This window comes from Micromonospora sp. R311 (assembly GCF_056780015.1).
Window position 1 is genome coordinate 191,204 of sequence record NZ_JBSWCE010000006.1, and the last position, 20,737, is coordinate 211,940.

Annotated in this window: 19 protein-coding genes; 14 read left to right on the forward strand and 5 right to left on the reverse strand. The window is 72.6% G+C overall.

Features of this window, described 5'->3' with window-relative positions:
* Nucleotide 1: 1 nt before the first annotated feature.
* The 3 genes from AC1WTP_RS07190 to tkt all read right to left on the reverse strand — a co-directional run bounded on the left by AC1WTP_RS07190 (nt 2) and on the right by tkt (nt 5,060).
* Nucleotides 2-1,651 (reverse strand): glucose-6-phosphate isomerase, encoded by a 1,650-nt coding sequence (locus AC1WTP_RS07190; RefSeq protein ID WP_481648429.1) that lies wholly within the window; start codon nt 1,649-1,651, stop codon nt 2-4.
* 76 nt (nt 1,652-1,727) lie between these two features.
* Nucleotides 1,728-2,906 carry a transaldolase gene (tal, locus tag AC1WTP_RS07195; protein ID WP_481648430.1) on the reverse strand — a complete coding sequence of 393 codons (1,179 nt, stop codon included), beginning with the start codon at nt 2,904-2,906 and terminating at the stop codon, nt 1,728-1,730.
* A 15-nt stretch (nt 2,907-2,921) separates the two neighbouring features.
* Complete coding sequence (gene tkt, locus AC1WTP_RS07200) at nt 2,922-5,060, reverse strand: transketolase (protein ID WP_481648431.1); 2,139 nt, start codon at nt 5,058-5,060, stop codon at nt 2,922-2,924.
* A 277-nt stretch (nt 5,061-5,337) separates the two neighbouring features.
* Here tkt and AC1WTP_RS07205 point away from each other — a divergent pair, with 277 nt between their 5' ends.
* From AC1WTP_RS07205 to AC1WTP_RS07215, 3 genes are all read left to right on the forward strand, one after another.
* On the forward strand, nt 5,338-6,294 hold the full coding sequence (locus AC1WTP_RS07205; protein WP_481648432.1) for a heme o synthase: 957 nt from the start codon (nt 5,338-5,340) through the stop codon (nt 6,292-6,294).
* A 333-nt stretch (nt 6,295-6,627) separates the two neighbouring features.
* A complete protein-coding gene (locus tag AC1WTP_RS07210; RefSeq protein ID WP_447136017.1) occupies nt 6,628-6,963 on the forward strand; it encodes a hypothetical protein in 336 nt (111 codons plus the stop codon).
* 2 nt (nt 6,964-6,965) lie between these two features.
* Nucleotides 6,966-7,886: an ATP-grasp domain-containing protein gene (locus AC1WTP_RS07215; protein WP_481648433.1), complete on the forward strand. Its 921-nt coding sequence runs from the start codon at nt 6,966-6,968 to the stop codon at nt 7,884-7,886.
* 299 nt (nt 7,887-8,185) lie between these two features.
* Here AC1WTP_RS07215 and AC1WTP_RS07220 read toward each other — a convergent pair whose 3' ends face one another.
* A complete protein-coding gene (locus tag AC1WTP_RS07220) occupies nt 8,186-9,190 on the reverse strand; it encodes a COX15/CtaA family protein (protein ID WP_481648434.1) in 1,005 nt (334 codons plus the stop codon).
* Between the two features lie 98 nt (nt 9,191-9,288).
* On the opposite strand from AC1WTP_RS07220, the gene AC1WTP_RS07225 reads away from it, so the two are divergent.
* The 10 genes from AC1WTP_RS07225 (at nt 9,289) to AC1WTP_RS07270 (ending at nt 17,797) form a co-directional block, all read left to right on the forward strand.
* The gene (locus AC1WTP_RS07225; RefSeq protein ID WP_481648435.1) at nt 9,289-10,047 is read left to right on the forward strand and encodes a helix-turn-helix transcriptional regulator; all 759 of its coding nucleotides are present in this window, start codon (nt 9,289-9,291) and stop codon (nt 10,045-10,047) included.
* On the forward strand, nt 10,044-11,474 hold the full coding sequence (gene sufB / locus AC1WTP_RS07230; RefSeq protein ID WP_481648436.1) for a Fe-S cluster assembly protein SufB: 1,431 nt from the start codon (nt 10,044-10,046) through the stop codon (nt 11,472-11,474). The genes AC1WTP_RS07225 and sufB overlap by 4 nt, the downstream gene beginning before the upstream one ends.
* A gap of 134 nt (nt 11,475-11,608) precedes the next feature.
* Nucleotides 11,609-12,757, forward strand: coding sequence for a Fe-S cluster assembly protein SufD (gene sufD, locus AC1WTP_RS07235; RefSeq protein WP_481648437.1), 1,149 nt, complete (start codon nt 11,609-11,611; stop codon nt 12,755-12,757).
* Complete coding sequence (locus AC1WTP_RS07240) at nt 12,757-13,083, forward strand: non-heme iron oxygenase ferredoxin subunit (protein WP_447140048.1); 327 nt, start codon at nt 12,757-12,759, stop codon at nt 13,081-13,083. The genes sufD and AC1WTP_RS07240 overlap by 1 nt, the downstream gene beginning before the upstream one ends.
* On the forward strand, nt 13,083-13,856 hold the full coding sequence (gene sufC / locus AC1WTP_RS07245) for a Fe-S cluster assembly ATPase SufC (protein WP_447140047.1): 774 nt from the start codon (nt 13,083-13,085) through the stop codon (nt 13,854-13,856). Before AC1WTP_RS07240 ends, sufC begins: the two co-directional genes overlap by 1 nt.
* 18 nt (nt 13,857-13,874) lie before the next feature.
* Nucleotides 13,875-15,179 (forward strand): cysteine desulfurase, encoded by a 1,305-nt coding sequence (locus AC1WTP_RS07250; RefSeq protein ID WP_481648438.1) that lies wholly within the window; start codon nt 13,875-13,877, stop codon nt 15,177-15,179.
* Nucleotides 15,179-15,655 (forward strand): Fe-S cluster assembly sulfur transfer protein SufU, encoded by a 477-nt coding sequence (gene sufU, locus AC1WTP_RS07255; RefSeq protein ID WP_481648439.1) that lies wholly within the window; start codon nt 15,179-15,181, stop codon nt 15,653-15,655. The genes AC1WTP_RS07250 and sufU overlap by 1 nt, the downstream gene beginning before the upstream one ends.
* A complete protein-coding gene (locus AC1WTP_RS07260; RefSeq protein WP_481648440.1) occupies nt 15,652-16,059 on the forward strand; it encodes a metal-sulfur cluster assembly factor in 408 nt (135 codons plus the stop codon). Before sufU ends, AC1WTP_RS07260 begins: the two co-directional genes overlap by 4 nt.
* A gap of 386 nt (nt 16,060-16,445) precedes the next feature.
* Nucleotides 16,446-17,072: a LysE family transporter gene (locus tag AC1WTP_RS07265; protein WP_481648441.1), complete on the forward strand. Its 627-nt coding sequence runs from the start codon at nt 16,446-16,448 to the stop codon at nt 17,070-17,072.
* Between the two features lie 71 nt (nt 17,073-17,143).
* Entirely contained in the window at nt 17,144-17,797 is a 654-nt protein-coding gene (locus AC1WTP_RS07270) for an acVLRF1 family peptidyl-tRNA hydrolase (RefSeq protein ID WP_481648442.1), read from the forward strand.
* A 127-nt stretch (nt 17,798-17,924) separates the two neighbouring features.
* On the opposite strand, the gene ypfJ is transcribed toward AC1WTP_RS07270, so the two are convergent.
* Nucleotides 17,925-18,839, reverse strand: coding sequence for a KPN_02809 family neutral zinc metallopeptidase (ypfJ, locus tag AC1WTP_RS07275; RefSeq protein WP_481648470.1), 915 nt, complete (start codon nt 18,837-18,839; stop codon nt 17,925-17,927).
* A gap of 246 nt (nt 18,840-19,085) precedes the next feature.
* On the opposite strand from ypfJ, the gene AC1WTP_RS07280 reads away from it, so the two are divergent.
* Complete coding sequence (locus tag AC1WTP_RS07280; protein WP_481648443.1) at nt 19,086-20,690, forward strand: ABC-F family ATP-binding cassette domain-containing protein; 1,605 nt, start codon at nt 19,086-19,088, stop codon at nt 20,688-20,690.
* The last annotated feature ends 47 nt before the right edge of the window (nt 20,691-20,737 follow it).

Below are 20,737 nucleotides of genomic sequence, written 5' to 3' on the forward strand. Positions count from 1 at the left end.
GTCACGCCCGCAGCGCCCCGACCGCATCGAGCAGCTGGGCCAGCCCCGCCGACCGGTCGGTCAGGTGCAGCCGCAGCACCGGGCGCTCCCGGCCGGCCAGCGCCTGCCGGTCGCCGGCGGCCTGCGCCGCCTGCAGCTCGCCGAAGGTGTACGGCTTGCCCGGCACCGGCAGGTCGTCGGTGACCGCGCCGGTCAGCTGGAGGTAGCTGCCGACCTGCGGGCCGCCCTTGTGGTACTGGCCGGTGGAGTGCAGGAACCGGGGACCCCAGCCGAAGGTGACCGGGCGCCCGGCGGCGCCGGCGAGCAGCGGCCGCAGCCGGGCCGCGTCGGCGTCGGCGAACCGGTCCAGGTACGCCATCACCGCCAGGTAGCCGTCGTCACCCAGCCCGTCGACCAGCCAGCGCAGCACGCCGGCCAGGTCGCCCGGGGCGCCCGCCGGGGCGTACACCTCGATCGCGCCCTCGGTGAACGACGGCGCCTCCGCCGGCGGACCGGAGGCCAGGATCTTGTTGGTGTTCTCCTTGCTCTCGGTGACGTTCGGCTGGTTGAACGGGTCGATGCCGAGCACCACGCCGGCGACCGCGGTGGCGTACTCCCAGGTCAGGAACTGGGCGCCGAGCGGGCCGTTGACCGCCACGTCCGGGGCGGCGCCGCCGCCGGGCACGTCGCCGGCACCCAGCGCGCCGCCGTAGGTCACGGTGAGCACGTCCGGCCCGGTGGCGCCCGGGCTGTCGGGCGACTCGACCACGACCGGCAGGATGCCGACCCCGGCCTTGCCGGTGGACTCGGCGATCAGCTGCTCGGCCCAGTCGCCCAGCCCGTCGATGCCGGTGCCGTCGGCGACCAGCGCGATCTTGTCCCGGCCCGTGGTGGCCGCCGCGCCGAGGGCGGCGCCGAGCGCCAGGGCCGGATTGTCCCGCTCCCGGCCGAGCGCGTCGGAGAGCGCCTCCGCCTCGTCCAGCAGCTCGGCCACCTCGGCCCCGGCCAGCGCCGACGGGACCAGCCCGAAGGCGGTCAGCGCCGAGTAGCGGCCGCCCACGTTCGGGTCGGCCAGCACGGTGACCGCACCCATCTCGACGGCGGTCTGCTCCAGCGGCGAGCCCGGGTCGGTGACGATGACGAAGTGCCGGCCGGCCTCCGCCTCGGTCATCCCGGCGTCGAGGAACGCCTGCCAGTACGCGCGGCGGTGGCTGTCGGTCTCCACGGTCGACCCGGACTTGCTGGCCACCACCACCACGGTCCGCTCCAGGCGGTCGGCCAGCGCGGCCCGCACCTGCCCCGGGTCGGTGGTGTCGAGCACGGTCAGCTGCTTGCCGAGGGTCCGCGCGATGACCTCGGGAGCCAGCGAGGAGCCGCCCATCCCGGCGAGCACCACGTGGTCCAGGTCGGCCAGCTCCGCCTTCAGCTCGGCGAGCTGGGGGAGCAGCTCGCGGCTGCGGCGGTGGGTGTCCACCCAGCCGAGGCGGATCTTCGCCTCGGCCTCGGCGTCCGGGCCCCACAGCGTGGCGTCCTTGCCGGCCAGCCGGCCCGGTACGCCGTTGGCCACCAGCGCCTGCCGGGTGGAGGCGGGGGCCGACCGGTCGACCGCGTCCGCCCCGTGCACCGCCATCCCGGCGGCCGCCTCGACCGGCCCCGCCAACAGGTCGCTCATGCCGCCGCCCCGCTTCGCCCGGCGGCGCCACGAGGCGCCGCCGCGCCGGGCCGACGGTTCGTTCGCTGAGGCTCGCTCACGCGTTACCTCCCGCCTGCTGCGCGGCCTGGGCGTTGCCCTTGGCGGCCTGGCCGGGGTGGCTGGTGCCCTGCCCGGCGGCCGCCAACGACTTGCGGACGCCGTCGATCAGCTCCAGCCAGCTGGCCTCGAACTTCTCCACGCCCTCGCGCTCCAGCACGGCGATCACGTCGGTCATGTCGACGCCCGCCGCAGCCAGGTCGGTGAAGACCTGCCGGGCCTCGTCGTACGAGCCGGTGATGGTGTCCCCGCGGGTCTCGCCGTGGTCGGCGTAGGCGTGGATGACCGGCTCCGGCATGGTGTTGACCGTGCCGGGGGCGATCAGCTCCTCGACGTAGATCACGTCCCGGTAGTCCGGGTTCTTGGTCGAGGTGGAGGCCCACAGCGGCCGCTGCGGGTGCGCCCCGGCGTCGGCCAGGGCCTGCCAGCGGTCGGAGGAGAAGACCTCGCCGTAGCGCTCGTAGGCCAGCTTGGCGTTGGCGATCGCGGCCTTGCCGCGCAGCGCCCTGGCCTGGTCGGAGCCGATCTTCTCCAGGCGCTTGTCCACCTCGGTGTCGACCCGGGAGACGAAGAACGAGGCGACCGAGCCGATCTTCGACAGGTCGTGCCCGTTCGCCCTGGCCTGCTCCAGGCCGGCGAGGAACGCCTCCATCACCTGGGAGTAGCGGTCCAGCCCGAAGATCAGCGTCACGTTGACGCTGATCCCCTGGGCGAGGGTCGCGGTGATCGCCGGCAGGCCCGCCTCGGTGGCGGGGATCTTGATGAAGAGGTTGGGCCGGTCGATCAGCCACCACAGCGCCCCGGCCTCGGCGACGGTCTTCTCCGTCTCGTGGGCCAGCCGCGGGTCCACCTCGATGGAGACCCGGCCGTCCACCCCGGCGCTCGCGTCGTACGCCGGCCGCATCACGTCGCAGGCCCACCGCACGTCGTACGTGGTGAGCAGGCGGACGGCCTCCTCGACGTCCACGCCACGGATGGCGAGGTCCTTCAGCTGCCAGTTGTACTCGTCCGCGTCGCTCAGGGCCTTCGCGAAGATGGTCGGGTTGGAGGTCACCCCGACCAGGTGCTTCTCCCGGCGCAGCGCGTCCAACCCGCCGGAGCTCAAGCGGGTCCTCGAAAGATCGTCGAGCCAGACCGCCACACCCGCGGCGCTGAGCTCTCCCAGCCTGTCCGTCATGCCGTCCACGCTCCCTCAGTTGCCGGTCGTGTTACCGGTGATGTCGCCCACCCGGGTCAGGGCCGCGTGCGCGGCGGCCACGATCCGGTCGGGGGTGAACCCGAACTGCTCGAAGAGCACGGAGTGCGGGGCGCTCGCGCCGTAGTGCTCCAGGCTGACGGTCTCGCCGCAGTCGCCGACGATCGCGCGCCAGGACATGGCGATGCCCGCCTCCACGCTCACCCGTGCCTTTACCCCGCGCGGCAGCACCGACTCCCGGTACGCCTCGTCCTGCTCGTGGAACCACTCCTGGCAGGGCATGGACACCACCCGGGTGGGGGTGCCGTCGGCCTCCAGCCGCTCCCGCGCGGTCAGGCAGAGCTGCACCTCGGAGCCGGTGCCGACGATGATCACCTGGGGCTTGCCGGTGGACGCCTCGGCCAGCACGTAGCCGCCCTTGGCCGCGCCCTCCGCGCCGGCCAGCGTCGACCGGTCGAGGGTCGGCAGCGGCTGGCGGCTGAGCGCCAGCGCGGTCGGCCGGTCGGTGTGCTCCAGCGCCTGCCGCCAGGCCCAGGCCGTCTCGTTGGCGTCGGCCGGGCGGACCACGTCCAGGCCGGGAATGGCCCGCAGCGCGGTCAGGTGCTCCACCGGCTGGTGGGTGGGGCCGTCCTCGCCGAGGCCGATCGAGTCGTGCGTCCAGACGTAGATCACCGGCAGCTTCATCAGCGCGGCGAGCCGCACGGACGGCCGCATGTAGTCGCTGAACACCAGGAAGGTGCCGCCGTACGGGCGGGTGCCGCCGTGCAGCGCGATGCCGTTGAGGATCGCGCCCATGGCGTGCTCGCGGATGCCGAAGTGCAGCGTGCGGCCGTACTCGTGGCCGGGGAAGTCCTTGGTGGCGTGGGTGGCCGGGATGAAGGACGGCTCGCCCTTCATCGTGGTGTTGTTGCTCTCGGCCAGGTCGGCCGAGCCGCCCCACAGCTCCGGCAGCACCGGCGCGAGCGCCTCCAGCACCTTGCCGGAGGCGGCCCGGGTGGCGATGCCCTTCGCGTCGGCCGGGAACTCCGGCAGCGCGTCGGCCCAGCCCTGCGGCAGCGTCCGGGTGGCCATCCGGTCCCAGAGCGTCCGGCGTTCCGGGTTGGCCTGCGCCCAGGCGTCGAAGGCCGCGGTCCACGCGCGCTGGGCCTCCGCGCCGCGCTCCATCACCTGCCGGGCGTGCGCGAGGACCTCCTCGTCCACCTCGAAGGTCCGCTGCGGGTCGAAGCCGAGGATCTGCTTGGTGGCGGCCACCTCGTCCGCGCCGAGCGCGGAACCGTGGATCTTGCCGGTGTTCTGCTTGTTCGGCGCGGGCCAGCCGATGATGGTGCGCAGCGCGATGAAGGAGGGACGGCCGGTCTCCGCCTTCGCCGCCAGCAGCGCCCGGTGCAGCGCCTCCACGTCCTCGTGGTAGTCGCCCTGGTCGGCGTCGCCGCGGCGCCAGTCGACCGTCTGCACGTGCCAGCCGTACGCCTCGTAGCGGGCCGCCACGTCCTCGCTCTTGGCGATCCGGGTGTCGTCCTCGATCGAGATCTCGTTGTCGTCGTAGATCACGCAGAGGTTGCCCAGCTGCTGGTGCCCGGCGAGCGCGCTGGCCTCGTGGCTGATGCCCTCCTCGATGTCGCCGTCCGAGGCGATGCACCAGATGTCGTGGTCGAAGACGGAGGCGCCCGGCTCGGCCTCCGGGTCGAACAGGCCGCGCTCGCGGCGGGCCGCCATGGCCATGCCGACCGCGTTGCCGAGGCCCTGCCCGAGCGGCCCGGTGGTGGTCTCCACGCCGGGGGTGTGGCCGTGCTCCGGGTGGCCCGGGGTGAGCGAGCCCCACTGCCGCAGCGACTGCAGGTCCGTCAGGGCCAGCGGGTAGCCGGAGAGGAAGAGCTGGATGTAGAGGGTGAGGCTGGAGTGCCCGGCGGAGAGCACGAACCGGTCCCGGCCGGGCCAGTTCGGGTCGGCGGGGTTGTGTCGCATGACCCGGTTGAAGAGCAGGTAGGCCGCGGGCGCGAGGCTCATCGCGGTGCCCGGGTGGCCGTTGCCGGATTTCTCCACGGCGTCCATGGCCAGCACGCGGACGGTGTCGACGGCCCGGCGGTCGAGGTCGGACCAGTTCAGTGCGGGGTGCTCGGGTCGGTTGGCAGCCACGATGGTTGTGCTCCTCGGCAGATGGGCGGAACCCTCACTGGTGACCCTATCGAGCGGTCCTAAACGTCCGCCCGGGGATCTCTGCATGCTGGTCTGTACGGGTCCGGGAGGATCGGCGTTCGATCTCCGCTCCGCCGTCGCGGTGTGACGCCCCGCACCGTTGCCGGGTCGGCCGGGCAGCCAAAACGACAGCGCGTAGTGTGTGGGGCGGTGTGCGGACCCGACCCGGGCCCGGCCGACCCGACCTCCCCCTGCCGACGCCGGAAGGTGGCAATCCGTGAGCATGATCACCGACCGCCCCGTCAGCACCCCTGCCGGGCAGCCGGTGCGCGCGGGGGCGCAGGAGGCGGTCGCCGCGCGGCGGGACGTCCGGGCGGTGCTGGCGGCGTACGTCTCGCTCACCAAGCCGCGGATCGTCGAGTTGCTGCTGGTCACCACGGTGCCGGCGATGATGCTCGCGCACGGTGGCATGCCCTCGCTCTGGCTGGTCGCCGTGGTGCTGGTCGGCGGCTCGCTCGCGGCCGGCGCGGCCAGCGTCATCAACTGCTACATCGACCGGGACATCGACCAGCTGATGCGGCGCACCAAGCGCCGTCCGCTGCCGGCGCACACGGTGACCCCGCGCAACGCGCTGATCTTCGGGTTGGTGCTGGCCGTGGTCTCGGTCGCGCTGATGGCCGCGTTCACCAACCTGCTGGCCGCCGGGCTCACCCTGGCCGCGATCGTCTACTACGACCTCGTCTACACCCTCTGGCTCAAGCGCACCACGACGGCGAACACGTTCTGGGGCGGCGCCTGCGGGGCGGCACCGGTGCTGATCGGCTGGGCGGCGGTGACCGGGTCGCTGGCGCCGGCGGCGTGGGCGCTCTTCGCGGTGGTCTTCTTCTGGCAGATGCCGCACTTCTACCCGCTGGCGATGAAGTACAAGGACGACTACGCCCGGGCGGGCATCCCGATGCTGCCGGTGGTGGCCTCCGCCCGCCGGGTGAACGCCGAGATCATCATCTTCGCCTGGCTCACCGTGGCGTCGTCGCTGGCGGTCTGGCCGCTGGGGATGAGCCTGATCTACGGGGTGCCCACCCTGGTCGTCGGCACCATCTTCCTGGTCGAGGCGCACAAGCTCGCCCGCCGGGTGGCTCGGGGCCAGGCGGTCAAGCCGATGCGGCTGTTCCACTGGTCGACGACCTACCTGACCATCCTGTTCGCGGCCGTCGCGCTGGACGCGCTGATCTGACCCGCGGCCGGCCCGGCCGACGTCGATGTCGGGCCTTCCGGCCGGCCCGTTTCGCGGTGGCTCCGCGTCCCGGCCGGGCCGCGAGGGATGGACAAATCACCATCATGGATGAGTTGTCCGAGTTTAGCGTCACAACGAGGAAACTTTCGCCATGAGTCCGACCGGCTCAACCTGAGCCGGGTCGGGGTGGTATGCCGGGCCAGTATGCGAGCCGAAGTCCGGATATAACCGGGCAGATCGCCTTTGGTTCTTCTTAAACCTCGAGGTAATTGGCATCACAAAAGCTTCACGGTTCTCGCCCACCCGGGTGGAAGTCTGCTTAGGCTTCGCGTCATGGCAGATGGTTCCGATACGACGCTGACGGCCGAGCAGACCGCCTCCGAGCAGGCCCCCAACGGCCTGGTCGCGGGGATCAAGTCGTTCGCCGCCGGACACGGCGGGGCGAAGGCGGTCATCGAGTACGTCGGCAAGCGGGGCGCCCGCATCGTCCTGGTGGGCGCGGACGGGGCGTGGGGCGACCAGTTCGCCGACGACACCGTCGTCGCGCGGCAGGCCTGCGCCAAGGCGGGGGTCACGATCGAGAACGCCTGGGAGCGTGAGCTGATGGACCAGATGCGTCCGAGCAACGACCTCTGGCGGTCGATGGCCCGACGCACGATGGCCCGCTGACCTTGACCGACCACCACCAGTCGACCCGGGGGGAACCCCGGGTCGCTCTCGTCACCTGCACCGACCTGCCCGACCTCGACCCGGACGACCGGCTGGTGCTCGCCCCGCTGGCGCGGCACGGCGTGGCTGCCGAGCCCGTGGTCTGGGACGACCCGACCGTCGACTGGGCCGGCTACGACCTGGCCGTGCTGCGGTCCCCGTGGGACTACGCGCTGCGCCGCGACGAGTTCGTCGCCTGGGCCGCCACGGTGCCCGCCCTGGCCAACCCGGCCGACGTGGTCCGCTGGAACACCGACAAGCGCTACCTGGCCGAACTCTCCGCGGCCGGGGTGCCGACCGTGCCCACCTCCTGGGTCGCGCCGGGGGAGAGCTGGCAGCCGCCCGCCGACTCCGGCGAGTACGTGGTCAAGCCGGCGGTCAGCGCCGGCAGCCAGGACACCGGCCGGTACGACCTGGCCGACCCGGAGCACCGGGAACTGGCCGTGGCGCACGTCCGGCGGCTCTCCGCGGCGGGACGGGTGAGCATGGTCCAGCCGTACCTGCGCGCGGTGGACACCGCCGGCGAGACGGCGCTGCTCTTCCTGGCCGGCCCGGACGGCCTGGCGTTCAGCCACGCGATCCGCAAGGGCCCGATGCTCACCGGCCCGGACCTGGGCGTGGAGGGGCTCTACAAGGCCGAGGAGATCGGCGCGCGGACCGCCGCCGAGGAGCAGTTGGCGGTGGCGGAGAAGACCCTGGCGGCGGTGCCGGGTGGCGCGGAGCGGCTGCTCTACGCCCGGGTCGACCTGATCCCCGGCGCGGACGGCGCCCCGGTGCTGGTCGAGCTGGAACTGACCGAGCCGTCGCTCTTCCTCGGCCACGCCGACGGCGCCGCCGACCGCCTGGCCGCCGCCATCCGCACCCACCTGACCCGCCGGCCCTGACCGCCCCCCGACCCACCGGCCCGGCCCGGCCCGGCCCCCGAACCCGCCGGCCCTGCCCGGCCCGGCCCCTGATCCCGCCGGCCCGGCCCGCGCCCCTGACCCGCCGGCTCCCCGGCACCGAACACCACCCACCCGGCCCCGCCGGTCCCCCACGGACCGCGGGGCCGGCTCACGTCCGGTTGCGCCCCCGGGCTCCGGCCAAGATCCGCACAACATCCCGGAAGTAGTGGCCTCAATTTCGCGGGAGGCCACTACTTCCCTGAAGTTGCGCGGATCTTGCGTGGAGCGCGGGCCCCGGGTCAGGCGGTGGCGGGGACGGGGGTGGCGGCCGGGGTGGCGGAGGCGGGCTCGGCGGTGAGCGGACGGCGTTCGCGGGTCGACCACTGCACCGCCAGGGTGGCGAGCAGGACCAGGCAGGAGCCGAGCATGTGCGCCCCGACCAGCAGCCCGGGCAGGTGCAGGAAATACTGCACGAAGCCGATCGCGCCCTGGCCCAGTTCGACCGCGACCAGCACGACGGCGGCCCGCTCGGCCCGCCGGGCGCCGACCGCCCGGAACGCGAAGATCATCGCCGCCGAGAGGCCGAGCAGCAGGAAGACCGCGTCGGCGTGCACCTGGGAGATCGTCTCCGGGTCCAGCCCGTTGCGCGCCGCGCCCTGGTCGCCGGCGTGCGGCCCGCTGCCGGTCACCCAGGTGCCGATCACCAGCACCACGGCGCTGACCGCCGTGGTGAGCAGGGCCAGCGCGCGCAGCGGGCCGGGCACCACGGCTACCGCCGGGCCGTCCGGGTCCACGGTCCGCCGCCAGAGCGCGTACGCGGCCGCGATGACGGCCATCGAGGCGAGGAAGTGCAGCCCGACCACCCACGGGTTGAGGTTGGTCAGCACGGTGATCCCGCCGATCACCGCCTGGGCCGGGATGCCCAACAGGACACCGACCGCGAGCGGCAGCAGCCCCGGCCGCCGGGGCCGGTGCAGCAGCACCGCCAGCAGCACCGCCGCCGCGATGATCCCCACCGCGAAGGTGAGCAGCCGGTTGCCGAACTCGATCGCTCCGTGCACGCCCATCTCGGCGGTGGCGACGTAGGAGCCGTCGGTGCACCGCGGCCAGGTGGGGCAGCCGAGGCCGGAGGCGGTCAGCCGGACGGCCCCGCCGGTGACCACGATGCCCACGTTCGCGATGATGGAGGTGAGGGCGAGGTTGCGCAGCAGCGCGGCGGAGACCGGAAACCGGACGAACGGGCGTTGCGGCGCGGCGGGGGCCGGGGACCGGGCGGGACGCTTCACGGCGCAAATCCTACGCACCGTAGTGATCGAGAGTCGTGCGACTCCGTCCGGACGGTGGTTCGGATCACCGGGACCCGGGTTTGCGGGCCCCTGGCGAATTACGTAACGTTGGCGTTGTGAAAAACGCGGCGGGGCTCTCCGGGCACCAGCCGGCGACCGCTCCGGTCGCCGGTCAGCCCGCGTCCGCCGCGGATCTCTCCACCCGGGACCGGGTCACCCAGTTGCTGCTGGAGCGGGGCGCCACCACCGCCGCGCAGCTCGGTTCGGCCCTCGGGCTCAGCCCGGCGGCGATCCGCCGGCACCTGGACGCCATGCTCGCCGACGGTGACGTGGTCGCCCGCGAGCAGACCGTCCGCGGCCACCGGGGCCGCGGCCGCCCGGCGAAGGTGTTCCTGCTGACCGAGGCGGCCCGGGTCCGCTGCGGCACCCACCACTACGACAACATGGCCACCGCCGCGCTGCGCTGGATCGCCAGCAACGGCGGTTCGCAGGCGGTCGAGGCGTTCGCCGCCGAGCAGGTCTCCGCCCTCGAGGCGCGCTGCCGGGCGGCCATGGAGGACGCCGGCGACGACCCGCTGGCCCGGGCGGAGGCGCTCGCCGGAGCGCTGACCGCCGAGGGCTACGCTGCGAACGCGTCCACGATCGCCTCCGGCGGCCAGCTCTGCCAGCACCACTGCCCGGTGGCGCACGTGGCCGCCGAGTTTCCCCAGCTGTGCGAGGCCGAGACCGCGGTGATCTCCCGTCTGGTCGGCACCCACGTGCAGCGCCTGGCCACCATCGCGCACGGCGACGGGGTGTGCACCACGCACATTCCGGCCCAGCCGGGGCGTGTTCAGTCCGGTAAGACCGTCACCACTGTGAGGACAGATAGATGACCGAGCAGATCGTCCAGCCCCTGACCCAGGAGGAGCAGCTCGCCGCTCTGGGTCGCTACGAGTACGGCTGGGCCGACCCGGACGTCGCCGGTGCCGTCGCCCAGCGCGGCCTCAACGAGGCGGTGGTGCGGGACATCTCGGCCAAGAAGAACGAGCCGGCCTGGATGCTCGACCTGCGGCTGAAGGGCCTGCGGCTGTTCGGCCGCAAGCCCATGCCGGCCTGGGGCGCCGACCTCACCGGGATCGACTTCGACAACATCAAGTACTTCGTCCGGTCCACCGAGAAGCAGGCCACCAGCTGGGAGGACCTGCCCGAGGACATCAAGAACACCTACGACCGGCTGGGCATCCCGGAGGCCGAGAAGCAGCGCCTGGTCGCCGGTGTCGCGGCGCAGTACGAGTCCGAGGTGGTCTACCACAAGATCCGTGAGGACCTCGAGGAGCAGGGTGTCATCTTCCTGGACACCGACACCGCGCTGCGCGAGCACGAGGACATCTTCAAGGAGTACTTCGGCACGGTGATCCCGGTCGGCGACAACAAGTTCGCCGCGCTGAACACCTCCGTGTGGTCCGGTGGCTCGTTCATCTACGTGCCGAAGGGCGTGCACGTGGAGATCCCGCTGCAGGCCTACTTCCGGATCAACACGGAGAACATGGGCCAGTTCGAGCGGACGCTGATCATCGTCGACGAGGGTGCGTACGTGCACTACGTCGAGGGCTGCACCGCGCCGCTGTACTCCTCCGACTCGCTGCACAGCGCGGTGGTGGAGATCATCGTCAAGAAGAACGCCCGGTGCCGCTACACGACCATCCAGAACTGGTCGAACAACGTGTACAACCTGGTCACCAAGCGCGCCGTCTGCCACGAGGGCGCGACCATGGAGTGGGTCGACGGCAACATCGGCTCCAAGGTGACCATGAAGTACCCGGCGGTCTACATGACCGGCGAGCACGCCAAGGGCGAGGTGCTCTCGGTGGCCATGGCCGGCGAGGGGCAGCACCAGGACGCAGGCGCCAAGATGGTGCACGCCGCGCCGCACACCTCCTCCACCATCGTGTCGAAGTCGATCGCCCGGGGCGGCGGCCGTACCTCGTACCGGGGCCTGGTCCAGGTGCTGGAGGGCTCGCACCACAGCCGGAGCACGGTCAAGTGCGACGCGCTGCTGGTCGACACCATCTCCCGCTCGGACACCTACCCGTACGTCGACATCCGCGAGGACGACGTGGCGATGGGGCACGAGGCGACCGTCTCCAAGATCAGCGACGACCAGCTCTTCTACCTGATGAGCCGTGGTCTGAGCGAGGACGAGGCGATGGCGATGATCGTGCGCGGCTTCATCGAGCCGATCGCCAAGGAGCTCCCGATGGAGTACGCCCTGGAGCTCAACCGCCTGATCGAGCTCCAGATGGAGGGCGCGGTCGGCTGACCCCGACCGGGGCGGCGACCAGCCCGACCCGCTTGCGGGGCCGCGCGAACGCCGACCTGTCTGGCCGGGCCGCACGAACACCGACCGACCCTCCAGTTAATGACACCGTCGTCGCAGAACAGACCAAGGAAGAGATGACTACCCAGGCTTCCGCGCCGCCCAGCACCAAGTCGCAGGCGCTCCGCTCGTACGACGTCGCCGACTTCCCGGCCCTGACCGGCCTGGAGGAGGAGTGGCGGTTCACCCCGCTCAAGCGCCTGCGCGGGCTGCTGGACGGTGCCGTGACCGAGGAGTCGGCGCACTGGCCCGCCCTGGAACACGGTCAGCTGCCCGAGGGGATCACGGTCGGCACGTTGGCCAAGGACGATCCACGCCGGGGCAGCGTGCTGGTCCCGGTGGACCGGATCAGCGCACGGGCCTACGGCGAGTCGGATCCCGGCACGCTGGTGCGGGTGGCCCGGGAGGCGGTGGTCACCGAGCCCGCGATCATCACCGTGCACGGTGGTCCGTCCGACGTGGTGGCCTTCGCCCACACGTTCGTGGAGGTCGGTGCGCTGTCCGAGTCGGTCGTCGTGCTGCGGCACGTCGGCGGCGGCACCCTGGCCGACAACGTCGAGGTGAGCGTGGCCGACGGGGCGAAGCTGACCCTGGTCACCATCGCCGACTGGGCGGACGACGCGGTGCAGGCACAGCACCTGAAGATCAAGCTGGGCCGGGACGCGAAGGTGATCCACGTCCAGGTGAGCCTCGGCGGCGACCTGGTCCGGCAGTACACCTCGGTGGAATACACCGACCGGGGCGGCGAGGCCGAGCTGTACGGCCTCTACTTCGCCGACTCCGGCCAGCACCTGGAGCACCGGCAGCTGGTCGACCACAGCGTGCCGGACTGCCGCAGCTACGTCGGCTACCGGGGCGCCCTGCAGGGCGAGAGCGCGCGCACCGTCTGGGTGGGCGACGTGCTGATCCGCGCCGAGGCGACCGGCACCGACACGTACGAGATCAATCGGAACCTGCTGCTCACCGACGGCGCCCGGGCGGACTCCGTACCGAACCTGGAGATCGAGACCGGCGAGATCGCCGGCGCCGGCCACGCGAGCGCGACCGGCCGGTTCGACGACGAGCAGCTGTTCTACCTGATGGCCCGGGGCATCCCGGAGACCGAGGCGCGCCGCCTGGTGGTGCGCGGGTTCTTCGCCGAGCTGATCAACAAGATCCCGGTCGAGGAGCTGCGCGAGCGGCTCGGCGACGCGATCGAGGCCCGGCTGGCCAAGGCGGGCGCCTGATGATCCGGATCTGCTCCACGGAGGACGTGCCGAAGGGGACCGCGATCAGCGCGGACGTCGACGGCACCCCGATCGCGCTGGTGCACGGCGAGGACGGCGAGTTCTACGCCGCCTACGACGAGTGCTCGCACGCCGCGGTCGCCCTCTCCGAGGGCGAGGTCGACGGCTGCACGCTGGAATGCTGGCTGCACGGTTCCCGTTTCGACCTGCGTACCGGTGAGCCGACCGGGCTGCCCGCCACCGAACCCGTACCCGTCTACCCCGTCGAGGTCCGTGACGGGGACATCTACGTCAGCCTCACGCCGAGCAATGGAGTGACCCGATAATGAGCACCCTGGAGATCCGCGACCTGAAGGTGTCGGTCAAGCTGCCCGAGGGTGAGCTCAAGCCGATCCTGGCCGGTGTCGACCTGACCGTCCGCTCGGGCGAGACCCACGCGATCATGGGCCCGAACGGCTCCGGCAAGTCCACCCTGGCCTACTCGATCGCGGGCCACCCGAAGTACGAGATCACCGGCGGTTCGGTGACCCTCGACGGCGAGGACGTGCTGGCCATGTCCGTCGACGAGCGGGCCCGCGCCGGCCTCTTCCTGGCCATGCAGTACCCGGTCGAGGTGCCCGGCGTCTCGGTGGCCAACTTCCTGCGGACCGCCAAGACCGCGATCGACGGCGAGGCGCCGAAGCTGCGCACCTGGGGCGGTGAGCTGCGCGGGGCGATGGAGCGGCTCCAGATGGACCCGGCGTTCGCCCAGCGCAACGTCAACGAGGGCTTCTCCGGCGGTGAGAAGAAGCGGCACGAGATCGTGCAGCTGGAGCTGCTCAAGCCGAAGATCGCCATCCTCGACGAGACCGACTCCGGCCTGGACGTGGACGCGCTGCGCGTGGTCAGCGAGGGCGTCAACCGGGTCCGCGACACCGGCGACACCGGGATGCTGCTGATCACCCACTACACCCGGATCCTGCGCTACATCAAGCCGGACTTCGTGCACGTCTTCGTGGCCGGCCGGATCGTCGAGCAGGGCGGCCGGGAGCTGGCCGACAAGCTCGAGGAAGAGGGCTACGAGCGGTACGTCGCCGGGGCCGGTTCGGCGCGGGCCTGAGGGTAAGGACCAGCTGAGGTGACCACCATCGCGATCCCGCCCGGGATGCCGCAGTACGACGACGTGCCGCGCTACGACGTGGCCAAGGTGCGCGCCGACTTCCCGATCCTCGACCGGGAGGTCAACGGGCACCGGCTGGTCTATCTCGACAGCGCCAACACCTCGCACAAGCCGCGGCAGGTGCTCGACGTGCTCGCCGAGCACTACGCGATGCACAACGCCAACGTCTCCCGCTCGGTGCACACGCTGGGCACCGAGGCCACCGAGGCGTACGAGGGCGCCCGGGCCAAGGTCGCCGCGTTCATCAACGCGCCGGGCGTGGACGAGGTGGTGTTCACCAAGAACTCCACCGAGGCGATCAACATCGTGGCGTACGCCTTCTCGAACGCCTCGCTGCGCCCGGACGCCGACCCGCGGTTCCGGCTCGGCCCGGGCGACGAGGTGGTGATCTCCGAGATGGAGCACCACTCGAACATCGTGCCGTGGCAGCTGCTCTGCGAGCGCACCGGTGCGACGCTGCGCTGGTTCCCGGTGACCGACCAGGGGCGGCTGGACGAGTCGGGCCTGGACGACCTGGTCACCGAGCGGACGAAGATCGTCTCGCTGGTGCACATGTCGAACATCCTCGGCACGGTCAACGCCACCGCGCGGATCACCGAGCGGGTGCGCGAGGTGGGGGCGCTGCTGCTGCTGGACTGCTCGCAGTCGGTGCCGCACATGCCGATGGACGTGGTCGACTACGACGCCGACTTCATCGTCTTCACCGGGCACAAGATGTGCGGCCCGACCGGCATCGGGGTGCTCTGGGGGCGGGCGGAGCTGCTCGCGGCGATGCCGCCGGTGTTCGGCGGTGGTTCGATGATCGAGACGGTGGCGATGGCGGGGTCCACCTTCGCCGCGCCGCCGGCCCGGTTCGAGGCGGGCACCCCGCCGATCGCCGAGGCGGTCGCGCTCGGCGCCGCGGTGGACTATCTCAGCGGCATCGGGATGCGGGCCATCCAGTGGCACGAGAAGGAGCTGACGGCGTACGCGCTGGAGGCCCTCGCCACGGTGCCCGGCCTGCGGATCTTCGGGCCGACCGTGCCGGTGGGCCGGGGCGGGACGATCTCGTTCGCCCTGGGTGACGTGCACCCGCACGACGTGGGGCAGGTGCTCGACTCGCTCGGCGTGCAGGTACGGGTGGGGCACCACTGCGCCCGCCCGGTCTGCACCCGGTTCGGCGTGCCGGCCACCACACGGGCCTCGTTCTACCTCTACACCACCACCGGGGAGATCGACGCCCTGGTGGCGGGCCTGGAGCAGGTGCGGAAGGTGTTCGACTGATGCAGCTCGACCAGCTCTACCAAGAGATCATCCTGGACCACTACAAGCACCCGCACGGTCGCGGCCTGCGGGACGCGGACGACCCGGCGGACCGGGTGGCCGATGCGCACCACGTCAACCCCACCTGCGGTGACGAGGTCACCGTCCGGGTCGCCACCGACGGGGACGTGCTGCACGACGTCTCGTACGACGGCATGGGCTGCTCGATCAGCCAGGCGTCGGCGAGCGTGCTGCACGAGCTGCTGGTCGGTCGGGGCGCGGGTGAGGCGTTCGAGGTGCACGAGGCGTTCGTGCAGTTGATGTCCGGCCGTGGTCAGGTCATGCCGGACGAGGACGTGCTCGGTGACGGGGTGGCGTTCGCGGGTGTCGCCCGCTACCCGGCCCGGGTGAAGTGCGCGCTGCTGCCGTGGATGGCGTTCAAGGACGCCGCGGCACGCGCCGGCGTGGGCGTGAGCCCGACGGAGGTAAAGGCATGAGTAGCGAGGACACCGCCACCGCGGCGACGCCGCCGACCGAGGGCGCGGCCGGCACGCCGGCCGCCGGGGCGGCGGGCGGCAAGGCCGCCGTCGCCGACATCGAGGAGGCGATGAAGGACGTCGTCGACCCCGAGCTGGGCATCAACGTGGTCGACCTCGGCCTGGTGTACGGCGTGCACGTCGACGAGGAGAACGTCGCCACCCTGGACATGACGCTGACCTCGGCGGCCTGCCCGCTCACCGACGTGATCGAGGACCAGGCCCGGCAGGCGCTGACCACCGGCCCGGGCGGCGGCCTGGTCAGCGACATCCGGATCAACTGGGTCTGGCTGCCGCCGTGGGGGCCCGACAAGATCACCGACGAGGGGCGCGACCAGCTCCGCTCCCTCGGCTTCAACGTCTGACCCGGCCCCGCCGGACTCCGTCGAGCGCGTCGCCCACCCGGGCGCCGCGCTCGACGCGTCTCCACCCCGCTCCCCACCCGCCCACATTCGAGATCGTCTGATGCTCAGCCGGCGCCAGCGAGCCGTCTCGCCCTACTGAGCAGCAGACGACCACGGGCGACAACGTGAGGGGCGGGGGATGGGGGCGGGGTCGGGCGATGCCGGTCGCCGGCCGGCGGGGTGGGGTCGGGGGCGGGGTGGAAATTGGTGGCGGGGGTGGGGGTGGGGGCGCAGGATGGGCGGGTGATCGAGACGTACCGGATGAAGCCCGCACCTGTCGCCGCGGCCACCGCCGCGCGCCGACAGCGCTCGGCACCCGGTCGCGCCTCGACCCGCCGCCGACGGTCGTGACCGGCGCGTTCCTGGCCGGCGTGGTCGCCGGCTACGGCGTCGCCATCCCGGTCGGCGCGATCGCCGTGCTCATCCTCGGCCTCAGCGCCCGAACGTCGTTCCGGGTCGGTGCCGCCGCCGCGCTCGGGGTGGCCACCGCCGACGGGCTCTACGCCGCGGTGGCGGCCCTTGGCGGGGCCGTGGTCGCCGGGCTGATCGCCCCGGTCGCGGGGCCGCTGCGGCTGGCCGCGGCGCTGGTGCTGCTCGCCATCGCCGCACACGGCGCCCGGCGGGCGGTGCGGCCCCGCACCCCGACCGGTGCGGCCGGTCCACGCCGAGGGCTGGACACCCCGCCCCGGGCGTTCGCCGGCGTGCTCGCGCTCACCCTGCTGAACCCGGCGACCGTGGTCTACTTCGCGGCGCTGGTGCTGGGCCGGGGCGACGCCGCCGACCCGGATCCGCTGGCCGCCGCGCTCTTCGTGCTCGGCGCCTTCGTCGCCTCCGCGAGCTGGCAACTGCTGATCGCCGGCGGCGGCACCCTGGTCGGCCGGGTGCTCGCCGGCCCGCGCGGGCGGCTGGTCACCGCGCTGCTCTCCAGCGCGATCATCGCCGCGCTGGCGGTGGCCATGCTGCTGCCCGACTGAGCCGTCCACCGGCACGGTCCCGGTCCCGGGCCAGCGCCCGGGCGTGTCGACCGGTGCCGTACGGTCGGGCGATGAGCAGCAGACCCGCAGCGGGGGGCGGCCGGTGGGTCGAGGTCGACCCGGGCCGGGTGGGCCGCTGGGTCGACGGCTTCACCGACCGGCACGGCCCGCCCACCACCACCGTCGAGGGGTACGGCCTGCTGCTCGCCGCCCCGGACGGCGCGACCGCCGAGCTGCACACCCCGCCCGGCGCCCCGGCCACCGCGGACCTGCCCGGTTTCCTGGCCGCCGCGACCGCGCCGCGCCGGATCGGGCTGCTGCTCGCCCGCAAGGGCGCCGTGGCGGTCGGCGTGGTGGCGGGGGAGGAGCTCACCGTCTCCAAGGTGGACACGCGGTACGTGCAGGGGCGGACCGCCGCCGGCGGCTGGTCCCAGCAGCGCTTCGCCCGGCGGCGCGACAACCAGGCGAAGGCGGCGCTGGGCGACGCGGCCGAGCTGGCCGTACGGCTGCTGCTGCCGGAGGCGTCGTCGCTGAGCGCGTTGGTCTGCGGCGGCGACCGGCGGGCGGTGGACGCGGTGCTCGCCGACCGGCGGCTCGCCCCGCTGGCCGCGCTGCGCGCGGAGCGCCTGCTGGACGTGCCGGAACCCCGGCACGCCGTGCTGGTCGGCGCGATCGCGGCGGCCCGTGCGGTCCGGATCCTGGTCCGCGACCCCGCCCCGGCCTGACCGGTCCTCAGCTGGTCCGACGCCGCGACGCTGTCCCGCCTGACCGGTCCTCGGCCGGCCCGCGCCCACCGCGGGACGATTCCCGGGTGACCGGCTGCTCCGGCCGGGCCGACCGGGCCTCAGCAGGTCAGAGCGCGCCGCCGAAGGTGTCGCAGGACTTCGGGTCACCGCTGGAGTAGCCCCGGGTGAACCACTCCTTGCGCTGGGCCGAGGAGCCGTGGGTGAACTCCTCCGGGTTCACCGGCCGGTTCGCCCGCTCGGAGATGGCGTCGTCGCCGATCTTCTCCGCGGTGTCGATGGCCTGCGCGATGTCCTGCTCGGTGATGCTGGTGAAGATCTTCTGGCCGCTCTCGTCGGCGGTACCGGTGGCGTTCTTGGCCCACGCCCCGGCGTAGCAGTCGGCCTGCAGCTCCAGCTTCACCGACAGCGCGCTCGCGTCGTCCGGGTCGCGCTGCTGCTGGCGGCGCATCTGCGCCTCGGTGCCGAGCAGGTCCTGCACGTGGTGGCCGTACTCGTGGGCCAGCACGTACGGCTGGGCGAACTCGCCTTCGGCGCCGAGCTGGTCGGCGAGCACCCGGTAGAAGGTCAGGTCGATGTAGACCAGGTCGTCCGCCGGGCAGTAGAACGGGCCGACGCCGGAGTCCGCCTGGCCGCAGGCGGTGCTCACCCCCTGGCTGAAGAAGACGGTGCGCGACGGCCGGTACTGCTCGCCGAAGGCCTGCGGGAGCGCGGTGCGCCAGTACGCCTGGATCGAGTTGACGTAGAGGGTGTTGCGGCAGTCCAGCTGCTGGAGCGCGTCCTCGGCGGAACACTTCTGCTCCAGCGAGGTGTTGTCGCCCTGCTCACCGCCGCCGTTGGTGGCGGCGTTCAGGCCGAAACCGCCGCCGACCAGGGCGACCAGCACGGCGATGACGATGCCGACGATGCCGCCGCGGCCGCCGCCGATCGGGATGGGGATGCCGCCCAGCCCGCCGCCTCCGCCGGACCCTCGCCGGTCGTCCACCTGGCTGGTGTCGATCCGCGCGTTCTCGTTCAGCTCCATGTCAACCCCGATCACCGTTTTGATCCGTCTTGGTGGTTGCGGTGCCGGACCGGGTCCGGACGCCGATTCGGTACCCGATGATCTTGCTCGGTAATCCGGCGAGGAAGTCGGACGGCGCCCGGTACACTTGCCCCGTGCTGCTCTGCGAAGGCTGAACCGCCCCGCGCCGACGGTGTCCTCCGGCCCGCCGGCGCTCTCGCGTGCCCTGAGTCAGCCCTTCCAGACCCCGAGAGCGAGTACCTCGAAATGATCACTGCCACCGGCCTGGAGTTGCGCGCCGGCGCCCGGATCCTGCTGTCCGACACCACGCTGCGGGTGCAGCCGGGCGACCGGATCGGCCTGGTCGGCCGTAACGGCGCCGGCAAGACCACCACGCTCAAGGTGCTGGCCGGCGAGGGGCAGCCGTACGCCGGTCAGATCGACCGACGCAGCGCGATCGGCTACCTCCCGCAGGACCCGCGTACCGGCGACCTGGAGGTCACCGGCCGGGACCGGGTGCTCTCCGCCCGCGGCCTGGACGTGCTCATGGCCCAGATGAAGGAGATCGAGGCCAAGCTGGCCGACGGCGCCGACGACAAGCTGGTCCGCCGCTACGGCGCGCTGGAGGACCAGTTCGCCTCCCTGGGCGGGTACGCCGCCGAGGCCGAGGCCGCCCGCATCTGCGCCAACCTCGGGCTGCCGGACCGGGCGCTCGCCCAGACCATCGGCACCCTCTCCGGCGGCCAGCGCCGCCGCATCGAGCTGGCCCGGATCCTGTTCCGCGACGCGGGGGAGAACGGCGGCGGCATCCTGCTGCTCGACGAGCCGACCAACCACCTCGACGCCGACTCGATCACCTGGCTGCGCGGCTTCCTCGCCAACCACAAGGGCGGCCTGATCGTGATCTCCCACGACGGCTCGCTGCTGGAGTCGGTGGTGAACAAGGTCTGGTTCCTCGACGCCACCCGCTCGGTGGTCGACGTCTACAACCTGGGCTGGAAGGCGTACCTGGAGGCCCGCGAGACGGACGAGCGGCGCCGCCGCCGGGAGCGGGCCAACGCCGAGAAGAAGGCCGGCGCGCTGATGGCGCAGGCCGACAAGATGCGGGCCAAGGCCACCAAGACCGTCGCCGCGCAGAACATGGCCCGCCGGGCCGAGAAGCTGATCGCCGGGCTGGAGGAGGTCCGCGTCGCCGACAAGGTGGCGAAGGTGCGCTTCCCGAGCCCGGCCCCGTGCGGCAAGACGCCGCTCACCGCGACCGGCCTGTCCAAGTCGTACGGCTCGCTGGAGATCTTCACCGACGTCAACGTGGCGGTGGACCGGGGCTCCCGGGTGGCCATCCTCGGGCTCAACGGCGCCGGCAAGACCACCCTGCTGCGGATGTTGGGCGGCCTGCTGGAGCCGGACACGGGCGAGGTGCACGCCGGGCACGGCCTGCGGCTGGGCTACTACGCCCAGGAGCACGAGACGCTCGACGTGGACCGGACGGTGCTGGAGCACATGCGCAGCGCCGCCATCGAGCAGACCGACACCGACCTGCGCAAGATCCTCGGCGCGTTCCTCTTCTCCGGCGAGGACGTGGAGAAGCCCGCCGGGGTGCTCTCCGGCGGCGAGAAGACCCGGCTGGCCCTGGCCACGTTGGTCTGTTCCGGGGCGAACGTGCTGCTGCTCGACGAGCCGACGAACAACCTCGACCCGGTCAGCCGGGAGCAGGTGCTCGACGCCATCGCCCGCTACCCGGGCGCGATCGTGCTGGTCACCCACGACCCCGGCGCGGTCATGGCGCTCAAGCCCGACCGGGCCATCCTGCTCCCCGACGGCGACGAGGACGCCTGGAGCGACGACCTCCTCGAACTCGTCGAACTCGCCTAGGGCGCGTCGCGACGCCCGGGCTGGTGGCCGTGGTGCGCGGAGGACGA

What these genes read in the sequence shown, in the direction of transcription:
- AC1WTP_RS07190 (WP_481648429.1), bottom strand. Translation starts at nt 1,651, where the DNA reads ATGAGCGACCTGTTGGCGGGGCCGGTCGAGGCGGCCGCCGGGATGGCG.
- tal (WP_481648430.1), bottom strand. Translation starts at nt 2,906, where the DNA reads ATGACGGACAGGCTGGGAGAGCTCAGCGCCGCGGGTGTGGCGGTCTGG.
- AC1WTP_RS07210 (WP_447136017.1), top strand. Translation starts at nt 6,628, where the DNA reads ATGGCAGATGGTTCCGATACGACGCTGACGGCCGAGCAGACCGCCTCC.
- sufB (WP_481648436.1), top strand. Translation starts at nt 10,044, where the DNA reads ATGACCGAGCAGATCGTCCAGCCCCTGACCCAGGAGGAGCAGCTCGCC.
- sufD (WP_481648437.1), top strand. Translation starts at nt 11,609, where the DNA reads ATGACTACCCAGGCTTCCGCGCCGCCCAGCACCAAGTCGCAGGCGCTC.
- AC1WTP_RS07240 (WP_447140048.1), top strand. Translation starts at nt 12,757, where the DNA reads ATGATCCGGATCTGCTCCACGGAGGACGTGCCGAAGGGGACCGCGATC.
- sufC (WP_447140047.1), top strand. Translation starts at nt 13,083, where the DNA reads ATGAGCACCCTGGAGATCCGCGACCTGAAGGTGTCGGTCAAGCTGCCC.
- sufU (WP_481648439.1), top strand. Translation starts at nt 15,179, where the DNA reads ATGCAGCTCGACCAGCTCTACCAAGAGATCATCCTGGACCACTACAAG.
- AC1WTP_RS07260 (WP_481648440.1), top strand. Translation starts at nt 15,652, where the DNA reads ATGAGTAGCGAGGACACCGCCACCGCGGCGACGCCGCCGACCGAGGGC.
- AC1WTP_RS07270 (WP_481648442.1), top strand. Translation starts at nt 17,144, where the DNA reads ATGAGCAGCAGACCCGCAGCGGGGGGCGGCCGGTGGGTCGAGGTCGAC.
- ypfJ (WP_481648470.1), bottom strand. Translation starts at nt 18,839, where the DNA reads ATGGAGCTGAACGAGAACGCGCGGATCGACACCAGCCAGGTGGACGAC.
- AC1WTP_RS07280 (WP_481648443.1), top strand. Translation starts at nt 19,086, where the DNA reads ATGATCACTGCCACCGGCCTGGAGTTGCGCGCCGGCGCCCGGATCCTG.